Source organism: Streptomyces niphimycinicus, assembly GCF_018883605.1.
Lineage (GTDB): Bacteria > Actinomycetota > Actinomycetes > Streptomycetales > Streptomycetaceae > Streptomyces > Streptomyces niphimycinicus.
The window spans coordinates 1-13,770 of sequence record NZ_JAHLEM010000599.1 but is presented as its reverse complement, the minus strand read 5'-3'; the positions used below and the strand labels follow the sequence as shown (position 1 = coordinate 13,770).

9 protein-coding genes and 2 pseudogenes are annotated in these 13,770 nt (G+C 69.8%); 5 read left to right on the top strand and 6 right to left on the bottom strand.

Annotated elements, in window-relative coordinates; all coding sequences use genetic code 11:
- Window positions 1-1,161 (bottom strand): annotated as a pseudogene (locus KN815_RS37360) (SdrD B-like domain-containing protein); the annotation flags it as partial.
- Window positions 1,162-1,562: 401 nt separating this feature from the next.
- Here KN815_RS37360 and KN815_RS37355 point away from each other — a divergent pair.
- The gene (locus KN815_RS37355) at window positions 1,563-2,444 is read left to right on the top strand and encodes a hypothetical protein (protein WP_253209473.1); all 882 of its coding nucleotides are present in this window, start codon (window positions 1,563-1,565) and stop codon (window positions 2,442-2,444) included.
- A 7-nt stretch (window positions 2,445-2,451) separates the two neighbouring features.
- On the opposite strand, the gene KN815_RS37350 is transcribed toward KN815_RS37355, so the two are convergent.
- Window positions 2,452-3,798, bottom strand: a complete 1,347-nt coding sequence (locus KN815_RS37350) for a right-handed parallel beta-helix repeat-containing protein (protein ID WP_216346280.1) — start codon at window positions 3,796-3,798, stop codon at window positions 2,452-2,454.
- A gap of 67 nt (window positions 3,799-3,865) precedes the next feature.
- Between KN815_RS37350 and KN815_RS37345 the strand changes: the two genes are divergently transcribed.
- Window positions 3,866-5,017: a Dyp-type peroxidase gene (locus KN815_RS37345; protein ID WP_216346279.1), complete on the top strand. Its 1,152-nt coding sequence runs from the start codon at window positions 3,866-3,868 to the stop codon at window positions 5,015-5,017.
- A 158-nt stretch (window positions 5,018-5,175) separates the two neighbouring features.
- Here the strand turns inward: KN815_RS37345 and KN815_RS37340 are convergent, their stop codons facing one another.
- Window positions 5,176-7,419, bottom strand: a complete 2,244-nt coding sequence (locus KN815_RS37340) for an ATP-binding SpoIIE family protein phosphatase (protein WP_216346278.1) — start codon at window positions 7,417-7,419, stop codon at window positions 5,176-5,178.
- 117 nt (window positions 7,420-7,536) lie between these two features.
- Between KN815_RS37340 and aspS the strand changes: the two genes are divergently transcribed.
- The 3 genes and pseudogenes from aspS to KN815_RS52640 all read left to right on the top strand — a co-directional run bounded on the left by aspS (window position 7,537) and on the right by KN815_RS52640 (window position 10,554).
- Window positions 7,537-9,372 (top strand): aspartate--tRNA ligase, encoded by a 1,836-nt coding sequence (gene aspS, locus KN815_RS37335; protein WP_216346282.1) that lies wholly within the window; start codon window positions 7,537-7,539, stop codon window positions 9,370-9,372.
- A gap of 153 nt (window positions 9,373-9,525) precedes the next feature.
- Window positions 9,526-9,975 (top strand): annotated as a pseudogene (locus KN815_RS52645) (dioxygenase family protein); the annotation flags it as partial.
- 441 nt (window positions 9,976-10,416) lie between these two features.
- The gene (locus KN815_RS52640) at window positions 10,417-10,554 is read left to right on the top strand and encodes a hypothetical protein (RefSeq protein ID WP_443732340.1); all 138 of its coding nucleotides are present in this window, start codon (window positions 10,417-10,419) and stop codon (window positions 10,552-10,554) included.
- A gap of 23 nt (window positions 10,555-10,577) precedes the next feature.
- Here the strand turns inward: KN815_RS52640 and KN815_RS37320 are convergent, their stop codons facing one another.
- From KN815_RS37320 to KN815_RS37310, 3 genes are all read right to left on the bottom strand, one after another.
- A complete protein-coding gene (locus KN815_RS37320; protein WP_216346277.1) occupies window positions 10,578-10,973 on the bottom strand; it encodes a DNA-binding response regulator in 396 nt (131 codons plus the stop codon).
- Window positions 10,974-11,091: 118 nt separating this feature from the next.
- Window positions 11,092-12,825: a methionine--tRNA ligase gene (gene metG / locus KN815_RS37315; protein ID WP_216346276.1), complete on the bottom strand. Its 1,734-nt coding sequence runs from the start codon at window positions 12,823-12,825 to the stop codon at window positions 11,092-11,094.
- A 160-nt stretch (window positions 12,826-12,985) separates the two neighbouring features.
- Entirely contained in the window at window positions 12,986-13,735 is a 750-nt protein-coding gene (locus KN815_RS37310; protein ID WP_216346281.1) for a VWA domain-containing protein, read from the bottom strand.
- Window positions 13,736-13,770: the final 35 nt, after the last annotated feature.

Sequence of the window (13,770 nt, the reverse complement as noted above, 5' to 3'; positions counted from 1 at the left end):
CAGGGAGGTGTTCCACGGGTTCCAGTGGGTGGCCTGGTCGACGTCGTTGGAACCGAAGACGGAGCCGCGCTTGGCGGTGAGCGGCTGGGTCAGCACGGTGTCGAACTGTCCGCCGTCGTAGGTGTAGACGACGGCTTTCAGGTCTTCGCGCTTCTGTGTGCTCTCCGCGCTGCACACGCCACCGACGTAGAGCTTGTTGTCGTGGACCTGAAGACCGAACGGCCGCCAGTCGGTGGACGTGGCGCAGCCCGGGTCCGGGATGCGCACCGTCGCTTTGGGCGCGGATGCCGTGGTCCCGGTCGCGTCGAAGCTGACCAGGGACCGGGACCGCAGGTTCACCGCGTACAGCGTCGAGCCGTCCTCCGACAGGGCCAGGCCGCCGATGCTCTCCTTGCCCGGCGCATCGGTGAACCCGGCGTCCTTGATCATGTTGGAGGAGTCGTGCGGCGTCGCCGTGGCGTCCGGCACCTTCGCGAACAGGGTCGGCGCGCCCCCGCCGTCGGTCGGCGTGGTGTAGATCGCGTTACCGCCGCCCGGCCCGTACGGGGTGTACCGGCGGGCGAACGCGCCCTGGAAGATCCGCTTCTGGTACTTGTCGTAGGCCAGCGCGAACGTCGTGCCCACCTGGGCCTGCGTGTTGAGCGCGGTCGGGCACGCCGAGTCGCCAGGACACGTACCTCGTTTGTCCGTCCCGAACGCCACCAGTGCCCGGGTGTCGTTCCCGCCGGCGCCGTTCTGGATCGGCACGAAGTACCGGGTGTCCGGCAGCGCGTAGTCGGCCGGGTTCCAGACGCCGGTGATCACCGAGTCGTCCTTGCCGTCCGACACGTTCACGAAGGTCGTGAAGCTGTCGAAGTGGTTCTCCGCCGTCGAGGCCGGCGCCGCCTGGAGGGACTTGTTGTACGGCGCCGGGATGGTGACGTCAACGCGGTACTGACCGCCCGTCAGGTCGTCCGACGGCGAGACCACCACCTTTCCGGTGGCGTCCGTGGTGCCGGTGACCCGATGGCCTGCCGGGTCCGACACCTTGACCTTCATGCCCCGCTGCGGCACGTCCATGGTCGTGTTGATCACGCCGGTGCCGAAGAAATCCCGCAGCACCTGAACCGTCAGGGTGCCGTCGCCAGTCGAGGCGTTGGCCGTCCCGGCCGTCGCGCCCATGGTGCTGCCCAACAGTACGAAAGCGCAGAGGCCCACTCGTGTCAGTGGACCCGTACGCTCGGCTGTCCGGCGTAACCTTCCACATACTCTTCGCACAGCCATCACTCTCCCCTCGTGATGTGAACCGACCACCCGTTTCCGGTCGGGTATCCGTTTCCCGGCCCCGGGTGACACGTCGGTCATGAAAAGGGCCCACCGCTGTTTCGGTGGGCCCGGTCGTTCTTGGTCATCCTGGCGGAGGTGGTGAATTCAGGGACTCGGGAGTGCCATTCCCGGACGAGTCGCACTTGGCCTCGCCTCCCACATGGAAACAGCACAAGAGTCTGAATTGTCATCCTGAACCGCCCCACCAGCAGCGATACTGTAGCGGGTGTGACCCAAGATCGGGGGGAGAGTAGGGAATGAATAAGCGGAACGGGTTAGCAATCCGCCGGGTACGGAGTCTGAAAATCGGACACGTTTTCTCACGGCGCGCGGCCGGTCAGCGCCGACGGCTGCGGCCACGCTGGGTGGTGGCCGCGGCCATCGGCGGTGTGGCCGTCGCGGTGGCCACGTTCCTGGTCGTCGACAGCGACTCCGCCCCTGCCGGTCCGAGGGAATTGACCTCGGATCAGGCGGGCCGTCTGGCGGTCACGCGGTTCCTCAACTTCCAGGCGGGCGGACGGGCCATGACGATCAACGTGCCGGGCACCGCTGGTGAGCTGACCTTCACCGGATCCATCGACTACCGCGGCAAGATCGGTTACGGCGTGGTGCGCGGCACCGGGCGCGACACGTCCAGCGACGGGCTGATCCAGTGGACGGCAGCCAATGTGCTCGTCCACCCGATGGTGAACGCCCCGGCGAAGGCACCGGCACGGCCGCCGGGGTCGGGCTGGTACAGCCGTCCGCTGCAAAAGCACGGCAGTTCGCTGGACAGTTCGCTGGCCATCGCGCTGAAGCTCGGCAGCGACCGGCCGGACAATGCCGAACTACTGCCGCAGAACGGTGCCGCCTGGGTTGGACGGGACCGGTTGGACGGCCATCAGGTGGACATCATGACCGGGCCGAGCGCCGAACGTGCCACGTCCGGTACGGCGGGTACATCCGGTACGGCGGGTGCGTCCGGTACGGCGGGTGCGTCCGGTACGGCGGGTGCCGTGCGCTACTGGATCGGCTCGGACGGCACCATGTACCGGGTTCGCGTCGGCGTGGCCTCCGCATCGCGGCCGGTGGTCATCGATTTCGACACTCAGAAGTACGTTCCGGTCCGGCCGGTACCCGGAGTCACCCCGGCGCGGTAGCCGCCGCTCAGGACGTCCCCACCCGCGCGCCCGCGGCGAGCAGTGCCGCCGACGGCAGCCGGATGTCCGCCGTGTCGTCCGGCAGCGCCGGAACGGCCGGAACAGCGGTGGCCCCCGCGGACCTGGCGTTCGGGAACTGCGGCTGTCGCTTGGGCGCCGCCACATCGGTGAACGGGATACCGCCGGGTGCCGTCGGCTTCGCCCAGGTGCCGGACGGCGAGAGCGACCGGGCGGGACGCGGGCAGGACGCGGTGGTCGCGAGCCGGGCGGGCACGGTCGTTCGCAGCTCGTTGCCGCGCAGGCAGTTGCCCCGTCCCTTGGTGGCGGTGGGGAACGTCCAGCCGACGTCAACGCCGTTGGCGGCGAAGGTGTTGTCCAGGATCCGGTTGCCGTTCGGCGGTATGTCAGCGGTTGCGGTGATCACCACCCCGGCGTTGCTGTTGCCGGCGATCCGGTTGCGGACGAACTGGTTGTCGCTGCCGCCGTCGATCCCGATGCCGATACCCCATCCGCCGTCGGCCTGTTCGGGGGTGGCCGCCTGCTGGTTGGCCGCGATCAGGTTGCCCGCGATGACGGCGTCCTTCTGCGGGAGCAACTTCTCCTGATGGTCGGAGTTGGTGGTGAGCCCGACCCGGTTACCGACCAGGCGGTTACCGACCACGTACATGTCGCCACTGGCATTGGTGCCTTCGTAACCGACCGCGTTGAGTTCGGCGACGTTCTCCCGCACCACGATGCGACAGGGCTTGCACTGTCCGACATAGATCCCCGAGTCGGCCGAACCCGATGTGTACGAGTGCTCGATGACACCGTTTTGCGCGGAGAACGCGTAGATGCCGTACAGCCCGTTGCGGGTCGCGGTCACATGGGAGACCAGGAACGATTTCAGGAAGGTGACGGGCTCGTCGCCGGTGTCGTAACCGCCGGACTGCCCAGGCGCTCCGGCGGCCGCCTTCGCCGAGCCGGTGACCAGGACCCCGTTCTGGGTGTTGTTCTCCACGGTCAGGTTCTCCACGGCCACCCCGGGAGCGGCGACGACGATGCCGTTCGGCTGCCGCAACCGCCCGTCGATGACGACCTTGTCCCGGGACGCGCCGCGAAGCGTGATGCGAGCCTTGGAGATCTTCACCGACTCGTGGTAAGTGCCGGGCGCGATCAGCACAAGATCGCCGGGCCGGGCCAGAGACACCGCGGCCGAGATCGTCGGGGCGTCGGCCGGCACGTTGATCGTCACATGCGCACCGGACGGCCGCCGGCCGTCGTCCGATCCGTCATCGTCCGCGCCGCAGCCGACTATTACGGGCGTCAGTGTGCCGAGTAACGCGGCCATCAGGCGAAGACGGAGACGAGGCATGGCGTCATCCTGGCACGGTCGCCGACAGGGTCGCAGGCACCGATACGGATATGGCACAGTTCACACTGTGTGCCAAGCCGACTCTCGCCCGTCACGCCGCGCGTTTCTCGGTGCCACCGGCACGGTGACCGCCGTCGGTCTCTCCGCCGGGTGCCAATCGAGTTCCGCCCCGCCGGACCGGTCCGATGCCCCTGCGCCGACCCCGCCGGTGTCGGCGGTGGGCCGGCACCAGGCGGGCATCACGCTTCCACAACCAGCCCAGCGGAACCTGCTGGCCGTGGTGGCCGACCTCGTCGACGAGGTGCCTGTCCGTCCGCTGCTGGCCGAACTCGGCGAGGCCATCCGCACGCTCACCGCGGGGACCGACGCACGGCTGATGGGCCTCCCGCCGGGCGATCTGACCGTGACGATCGGGGTGGGCCCCCGGCTGGTGCGCACGGTCGATCCTGCCCTGCCCGGCGCGAAGGACCTCCCGCGGTTCTCCCGCGAACGGATCGCCTCCCGCGCGCGCGGTGGCGATCTGCTGATACAGATCTGCGCCGGCGACGCCTTGGTGGTACCGGTGGTGACTGCCGCGCTGCTGGGGCAGGCCGGTGACCGGATACGGGAACGCTGGCGGCAGTCCGGGGTCCGTGGTGCGAACGTGCCGGTGGATCGGGGCCGTGCCGCGCCCCGGAACCTCTTCGGTTTCGTCGACGGCATCGTGGGCCCCCACACCAGGGCCGAACAGGAACGCGACCTGTGGTTGTCCGGACCGGCTCCGGTCGCCGACGGCACCCTTGCCGTACTACGACGCATGGAACTCGATCTGCCGCGGTTCGCCAAGCTGTCCGTCGCCGAACAGGAAGCGGTCTTCGGCCGCCGCCGAGCCACCGGCGTGCCCCTCTCCGGTGGCCCCATCGCCTCGGGCCCGGACCTCGGGGCCAAAACGCCGGACGGACGCTACCTCGTCCCGGCGGACGCCCATGCCCGCAGGGCGCATGCCACCGCGGTCGGCGTCGGCCTCATGCTCCGTCGCTCCTACAGCATCGACGGAGCCGCCCCCGGCCTGCTCTTCATGAGCTTCCAGAACGACATACGGACCTTCACCAACACCCTCACCCATATGGACAATTCCGACGCCCTGCTGGAATTCACCACCACGACCGCCAGCGCGACCTTCCTGATACTTCCCGGCTTCGACGAAGAACGCCCGCTTGGTTCCCGGCTCTTCCGCTGAACGTCCCGGCTCCCTCTGCACCGTCCCGGCTGCCCCGCCCGTCACTCGTGGGAGCCGGGCCGTTGGTCGCGGGAGGGGGCATGACACACGCCGTGTGCGGCCCGCAAGCCTCAAGCGCGCGTGTCTCCTGAGCCGACACCACGCACGGCCGAGGAGGACTAGGCGCCGTCGGGCGGGGATGGAGGGGCCGCGCCATCCGGCGCGGCCTCGTACAGCTCGTACCAGATGCATTTGCCGTCGCCCCGCGGATCCACCCCCCAGTTGTCGGCGAGCATCTCCAGGAGCAGCAGCCCGCGCCCCGACGAGGCCAGTTCGCCCGGCCGCCGGCGGTGCGGCAGCTCATCGCTGCTGTCGGCGACGTCCAGCCGCAGCCGCCGGGCCCCGTGCCGCCCGCTGACCTCGGCCACCAGCAGGGCGTCCCCGTCGGTGTGCACCAGCACGTTGGTGACCATCTCGGAGAGCATCAGCACCGCCGACTCCACCTGGTCCGGGTCCGCCCAGTCGTGCAGCATGTCGCGCAACTGCTGCCGGGTGCCGGCTATGCGCTCCGGTTCGGCCTGCGCGACCGTGACCGCCGTCCGCCGCACCGGCGCCGAACCGGGCCCGACCAGGCACACCTCCGCCTCCCGGCGGATCAGCAGCAGCGCTATGTCGTCCTCGCGCCGGTCCGCGAGCGGACCGGTGGTGTGGTGGGAGGGCGGCCCGTGCACGGCCTGCACCAGGGAGTCGGCGAGGGCTTCGAGATCGTCGGAGTCGAGACCATCGGTGGGGAGGGCGCCGGTGGGGAGGGTGCCGGGGTCGTTCGTGAGGGCGCCGGGGTCGTGTGTGAGGGTGCCGGGGTCGTCTGTGAGGGTGGCGGGCCGTTCGAAGACCTTACGGATCCGGTCCCAGCCGGTCTCCAGATCGTGGCCGCCGGTCTCGATCAGCCCGTCGGTGCACATCAGCAGCGTCTCGCCGGGCTCCAGTACCACCCGGGTGGTCGGGTAGTCGGTGTCCGGGTCGATGCCCAGCGGCAGCCCGCCCGCCGTGGGCCGGACCATCATCGTGCCGTCGGCGAGCCGGACCGCCGGGTCGGGGTGGCCCGCGCGGGCGATGTCCAGGGTGCCGGCGACCGGGTCCACCTCCATATAGAGGCAGGTGGCGAATCTCGGGTCGTAGCGGCCGGCAGAGCCGTCAGGACCATCCGGCGCAGCCAGCCCGGCGAGGAAGCGGGAGGCGCGGGAGAGCACCGCGTCGGGGTGGTGCCCCTCGGAGGCGTATGCCCGGACCGCGATCCGTAGCTGCCCCATGATCCCGGCGGCGTGTACATCGTGGCCCTGCACATCGCCGATCACCAGCGCGGTACGGCCCGAGGGCAGCCCGATCACGTCATACCAGTCGCCGCCGACCTGTAGCCCGCCGCCGGTCGGCACATAGCGCGCGGCCACCGTCAGCCCCGGGATATCGGGCTTGCTGGCGGGCAGCATCGAGCGCTGGAGCCCGTCCGCCAGCTCCCGTTCGGTCTCCTGGAGCGCGGTGCGGGACAGCGCCTGGGCCAGCATCCGGGCGATCGTGGTCAGCACCGAGCGCTCATCGGGCGAGAACGACACCGGATGGGCGAATCCGGCCATCCACGCGCCGATGGTGCGGCCCGCGACGATCAGCGGCAGAAATGCCCAGGACCGGCGCTTACGGGGCCGGCCGAGCGACCAGGCGGCCGGAAACCGGCCGCGGTACTCCTCCGGCGTGGGCAGATAGACCGCCCGGCCGGTGCGGACCACCTCGGCCGCCGGATAGTCGCTGCCCAGCCCGATGTCATGAAAAGGGTGATCGGCCCCCGCCCGCGGCCCGTGGTGGCCGATCACCGAGATCCGCTCGCCCTGGACGCCGAAGACCGCGAGCCCCTCCGGGGAGAAGCCCGGCATGGACAGCCCCGCCGCGACCCGCAGCACCTCGGCGGTGGACATCGCCTCCGCCAGCGCCCGCCCCGCGTCCAGCAGGAACGCCTCGCGGTTGCGGCGCCAGTCGCCGGTGACCGGCGGGCCCGCGGCCGAGGTGCCGGGCAGCGGGTCGGGGACCTCCTGGAGGGTGCCGAGCAGGTGGTAGCCGTCCTCGCTGCCGCCCCGTGCCATCGGCCGGGACCGGGTGCGTACGGTCCGCAGTACGGTGCCCTTCTCGTCCACGATGCGCAGCCGGGCCTCGGCCAGCGTGCCCTCGGCCACCGCCAGGTCGACGATCGCCTTGACCTCCAGCCAGTCCGCGGGGTGGAAACACGCGCGGGCGGCGGCCTCGGGAAGGGTGGTGGCCTCGGCGGGCAGGCCCACCAGCCGGGCCGCCTCCGCGTCATAGCTGACGGCGCCCGAGACACTGTCCCAACGCCATAGGCCGGTCGCTATGGCGGCCAGCAGGTCCTCGGTGCGCATTGCACTACCTTATGGGGATTTGCCGACCGCTTACCAGCGAGGGTCGTGGCGCCGGTAGGCTTGGCCGGAAGTTCACGAGGGTACGCACGCCTCCCGATCAGACGACTTGGATGAATGATGCATCGGTACCGGTCGCACACCTGTGGTCAGCTCCGCGCCGCTGACGTCGACACCGACGTCCGGCTCTCCGGCTGGCTCCACAATCGACGGAACCTGGGCGGCATCCTCTTCATCGATCTCCGCGACCACTACGGCCTGGTCCAGTTGGTGGTGCGCCCCGACACACCCGCCAACGAGGCGCTGAGCTCGATCACCAAGGAGACCGTCGTCCGCGTCGACGGCCGGGTCATCGCGCGTGGCGCGGACAACGTCAACCCCGAACTGCCCACCGGCGAGATCGAGGTCGAGGTCGCCGACGTCGAGGTGCTCGGCGCCGCCGACCCGCTGCCCTTCACGGTCTTCCCCGAGGACGGGGTCGGCGAGGAACGGCGCCTGGAGTACCGCTTCCTGGACCTGCGCCGCGAGCGTATGCACCGCAACATCATGCTGCGCTCCGCCGTCATCTCCGCCATCCGGCAGAAGATGACCGCGCAGGGGTTCAACGAGCTGGCGACCCCGATCCTGTCCGCCACCTCGCCGGAGGGCGCCCGGGACTTCCTGGTCCCCTCCCGGCTGCACGCGGGCAAGTTCTACGCGCTGCCGCAGGCCCCGCAGCAGTTCAAGCAGCTTCTGATGATCGCGGGCTTCGACCGCTACTTCCAGATCGCGCCCTGCTTCCGCGACGAGGACGCCCGCGCCGACCGCTCGCCGGGCGAGTTCTACCAGCTCGACGTCGAGATGAGCTTCGTCGAGCAGGAGGACGTCTTCGGCGTCATCGAGAAGGTGATGACCGAGCTCTTCGAGGAGTTCGGCGGCGGCCGCCATGTGACCTCGCCGTTCCCGCGGATTCCGTTCCGCGAGGCCATGCTGAAGTACGGCTCCGACAAGCCGGATCTGCGGGCCCAGCTCGAGCTGCGGGACGTCAGCCATATCTTCGCGGGCTCCGGCTTCAAGGCGTTCGCGGACAAGCACGTACGCGCGCTGGCCGTGCCGGACACCGCCGACCAGCCGCGGAAGTTCTTCGACCAGCTCGGCGAGTTCGCGGTCGAGCAGGGCGCCAAGGGGCTGGCCTGGGTCCGGATCGGCGAGGACGCCAAGCTGACCGGGCCGATCGCGAAGTTCCTCACCGAGGAGGACGTCGAGAAGCTGATCACCGAGGTCCAGGGCAAGCCCGGCACGTCGATCTTCTTCGGCGCGGGTGAGTTCGACGAGGTCTCCAAGATCATGGGCGCGGTGCGGGTCGAGGCCGCCAAGCGGACCGGCCACTTCGAGGACGGCGTCTTCCGCTTCTGCTGGATCGTGGACTTCCCCATGTTCGAGCGGAACGAGGACACCGGGCAGATCGAGTTCTCCCACAACCCCTTCTCCATGCCGCAGGGCGGTCTGGAGGCCCTGGAGACCAAGGACCCGCTGGATATTCTGGCGTGGCAGTACGACATCGTCTGCAACGGGGTGGAGCTGTCCTCCGGCGCCATCCGGAACCATGAGCCGGACGTCATGTACAAGGCGTTCGCGATCGCGGGCTACGACCGGGAAGAGGTCGAGCGCGAGTTCGGCGGCATGCTGCGCGCGTTCCACTTCGGCGCCCCGCCGCACGGTGGTATCGCCCCCGGCGTCGACCGCATCGTGATGCTGCTGGCCGATGAGCCCAACATCCGCGAGACCATCGCCTTCCCGCTCAACGGCAACGCGCAGGACCTGCTGATGGGCGCGCCCAGCGAGGTGGACGAGACCCGGCTGCGGGAGCTGCACCTGTCGGTGCGCAAGCCGCCGCAGGTCAAGAAGGCCGAGAAGGCCGAGAAGGCAGAGAAGGCGGAGAAGACGGCCGAGGGGGCCGAGAAGCCCGCCGAGTAGCCGGGCCGGACGAGAGACCTACAGGGCGGGGGCGTGCCGAACGGCGCGCCCCCGCCCCGCGTCTGCGGCGGATGGCCGAATGACGCGCTTCGCACAGCCATTCACAGCGGGCACCCATGGGGCTGCCAGGTTGCCTCCCTACTGTCCCGGGCCATGACCGAACAGCAGAGCAACGACCTCGATTCCCAGCGGGACCTGACGAGGCGGCGGGTCGTGGTGGCGGGCGGCGCGGCGGTCGCGGCGGCGGGCCTGGGAACGGCCATCGCCACCACCGCCTCGGCGGGCGAGACCTCCGCTGCCTCCGCCACCCCGTCGGCCTCCGCCTCCGCCCCGTCCGGGGAGGTCTGTTACCGGCTCACCTCGGAGACCACCGAGGGGCCGTACTACATCGACGCGGACAAGATCAGAAAGGACATCACCGAGCACAAGGAGGGCATCCCGATGACCCTCCGCCTCAAAGTGATCGACTCCGACGCCTGTAAACCGGTGGCGAAGGCGGCCGTCGACATCTGGCACTGCGACGCGCTGGGGCTCTACTCGGGCTATGAGAGTTCGAGCAGCGGCGGGGGCGGCACCCCGCCGACTGGGACACCGCCCACCGACGGCTGAGGTGGCCCCGTACAACACCAGCACCACCGGCGCACCACCCTCGACGAGGACGGGATCTACCATTCCTGGGCAGTGAGCGGGAGTGAGTCCGCTCACTGGCACGCCCCGAACGGTTTTGGGCACTCCCCCAGCTACCGCTGGGAGGTACCCCCTGGTCGTCCGCTTTCGCGTCCCGGGCGGCGACACGAATCGCGTCCGTGGTCCGAGCCGGGCAGGCGGAGTCCCTCACGACCTGGCCATGTGGATACGGCCAGAGGCGACGGGGAGGCCCTGAACCATCTCTCTGGTGGAGCAGGGGCCCCGCACGCCGGCACCGCACCCGGCGTCCCAGATCGCACAGCCACGCTAACCCAACCCGCCTGTGGCGCCGCAAGGCCAGAAGCCGACCATCACACGATCGAGCTAAACCGGCCTTACTCACTCCCGGACGAGCAGTTGCCAACCCCGGGCAATGGCGCACAGGGCGGTCTGCTGAACCTCGAGTACCGCAAGGGAAAGATCGCGAAGGGCGTCACCGGAAGCCTCACGCTGGGGGTCGACCCGGACGCGACCCACGAGGGCACGGACCTCTGAAGCCCTCGGGCCACAGCCTCGGGTCAAAGCCTCCGGTCCACGCCGCACGGTGTGCCACGGTCCGCGCGGGCGACCCGGTGCACGGCGCGCAACAGCCGCTTCGGCGTGGTCCGGTGCTGCCATAAGACGGCTTGCACGCCGTACTCCATCACCGCCATCAGCTCCGTCTCACGCAGCTCGCCCGCGATCAGCACCACCCGCTGCCGCCCGCCCCGCACCAGACGGCGCAGCTCCGCCCCGGCGCGGTCGTCGAGGCGCTCGGCGAGCATGACGGCGACCGCGCCACGGGGTTCTTCGCCGGGCGGGCATGGCCGGTCGACCAGCTCGACGCTGGGCTGATGCTGTAGATGACGCACGACCCCGGCCCGGCTGAGCGGGTCGGGGCCGTGGACCGTCACCGTGACACGTGGGTCCGGCACTGCTTCCTCGACTCCCCGGTGGTTATGGACTCCACAGGGTCACCGAGGGGACTAAACGAACGGTTGCCGCGCGATCAACACGCGCATGAGCGGCTGCGCGGCGCCCGTTCGCCGACCGCTACGCGGCGCCGTTCCCGTTCTGCTCCGCACCGCCGAAGCGCTCCCGGAAGGACTCCAGGTCCTCCTCGGTGATCTTCGCGAAGAGCACCGGGGGAACGGTGAAGGCCGTGCCCGCCGGAACCGACGCCAGCGCCTTCGCCTCCTCCTGACCGACCCAGACCGCGGTGTCCTCGCTCAGCGCGAACGCCGACCGCATGGCCCGCGCCGAGGCCGGGATGAACGGCTCGGAGACGATCGCGTAGAGGTGGATGAGGTTCATCGCCGTACGCAGGGTGAGGGCCGCGGCCTCCTGGTCGGTCTTGATCTCCAGCCAGGGGGCCTTCTCCTCCAGATAGGAGTTGCCCGCGCTCCACAGGGCGCGCAGCGCCGCCGCGGCCTTGCGGAACTGGAGCGTGTCCATGTGCTCCTCGTACTCCGCCAGCAGCCGCGCGATCTCCTCGCCCAGACGCTCCTCCGCCTCCCCGGCGGCCTTCCCGGCCGGGACCTCGTCGCCGAACCGCTTACGGGAGAAGGACAGCACGCGGTTGACGAAGTTGCCGAGGGTGTCGGCCAGGTCCTTGTTGACGGTGGCGGTGAAGTGCTCCCAGGTGAAGGAGGTGTCGTCGGACTCCGGGGCGTTCGCCATCAGGAAGTAGCGCCAGTAGTCGGCGGGCAGCACCTCGAGCGCGGCGTCGGTGAACACCCCGCGCTTCTGGGAGGTGGAGAACTTCCCGCCGTAGTACGTCAGCCAGTTGAACGCCTTGACGTAGTCGACCTTCTTCCAGGCGTCCCGGGTGCCGAGGAGGGTGGCCGGGAACATCACCGTGTGGAACGGGACGTTGTCCTTGGCCATGAACTCGGTGTAGCGGACGGTCTCGTCCACGTCGTACCACCACGACTTCCAGTCGCGGTTCTCCGGGTCGAGGTCTGCCCACTCCTTGGTGGCCCCGATGTACTCGATCGGCGCGTCGAACCAGACGTAGAAGACCTTGCCCTCGGCCGCCAGCTCCGGCCAGGTGTCGGCCGGCACCGGCACGCCCCAGTCCAGGTCGCGGGTGATCGCCCGGTCCTGGAGCCCCTCGTTCAGCCACTTGCGGGCGATCGAGGAGGCCAGCGTCGGCCAGTCCTTGCCGCGCTCGTCGACCCAGGCGGCGACCTCCTCCGCCAGCTTGGACTGGAGGAGGAAGAGGTGCTTGGTCTCCCGGACCTCCAGATCGCTGCTGCCGCTGATCGCGGAGCGGGCGTCGATCAGGTCGGTCGGGTCGAGCACGCGGGTGCAGTTCTCGCACTGGTCGCCGCGGGCCTTGTCGTAGCCGCAGTGCGGACAGGTGCCCTGGATATAGCGGTCGGGGAGGAAGCGGCCGTCGGCGTTGGAGTACACCTGGCGGATCGAGCGCTCCTCGATGAAGCCGTTTGCCTTGAGCTCACGCGCGATCGTCTGGGTGATCTGCACGTTCTGCGCGGAGGAGCTGCGGCCGAAGTAGTCGAAGGCGAGCCCGAAGCCGTCGTAGATCGCCTTCTGCGCCTCATGCTGCTGGGCGCAGAACTCGTCGACCGGCAGCCCGGCCTCCTTGGCGGCCAGCTCGGCCGGGGTGCCGTGCTCATCGGTGGCACAGATGTAGAGGACGTCATGGCCGCGCTGGCGCATATAGCGGGAGTAGACGTCGGCCGGGAGCATGGACCCCACCATGTTGCCCAGGTGCTTGATCCCGTTGATGTAGGGAAGGGCGCTGGTGATGAGGTGTCGAGCCATTGCAGGCTGCTCCCGAGTCGATACGGTAAGTGACGTCCAGCTCTACTGAGCCGCCCATATCGTATCCGAGTGACGGGGGCCACCCGCGCGGCGTTTTTTCCGCGGCGGATGGCCCCCGGTGTGGTGCCAGGTGGGTTGCCGGATGTGGTGCGGCCCCTGGTCAGCCCTGTGTACGGGCGGCCAGCCAGCCCGGGAACTTCTTCAGGATCTCCCGGTACAGCTCGGCGTCGGCGACCGTACGCGGGTCGAGCCCGGCGTGGAAGAAGCCGGTGTTGTCGACCGCCCGCTTCTCCGGGACGGCCAGCGCGGGCGCGGTGTCCAGCTTCCGGAGGAAGTCGAACCCCTTCGCCTCCGGGTCCCCGAACGCCAGGAACTGCCAGAACAGCGGCAGCCCCGCCGCCTCGCACAGCGCCTTCTCGGCGGCGGTCTTGGTGGTGGGCGCACCGTCCGTCTGGAAGATCACGAACGCGGGGTCGGTGGTGCCGGACGCCTTGTAGTGCTCGATGACCGCGTTGACGGCGGTGTGGTAGTTCGTCCGCCCCATGTGGCCGAGCGAGCCGTGCAGCTCCTCGATGCGGCCGGTGTGCTGGTCCAGCTCGAGGTCGGCGGTGCCGTCGATGTCGGTGGAGAAGAACACGACGGGCACGGTGCCGGTGGCGTCGAACTGCGCGGACAGGGCGAGCGCCTGGTCGGCCAGGTGCTGAACCGTGCCGTCCTTGAAGTACCCGCGCATCGACCCGGACCGGTCCAGCACGAGATAGACGACCGCCCGCTGCCCGGCCAGCCCCTGCGCCTGAATGGCCTCCCCGGCCGCGGCGAAGGCCCCAACCAGCCCGGGCGCCCGCGATGCGAGGTCGGCGGGGGAGATGGCGGATGCGGTGGTCGCGGGCGCGGTCGCGGGCGCGGTCACGGTCGAGGTGGCGGGTGCGTCGGCCTTGGCGGCGG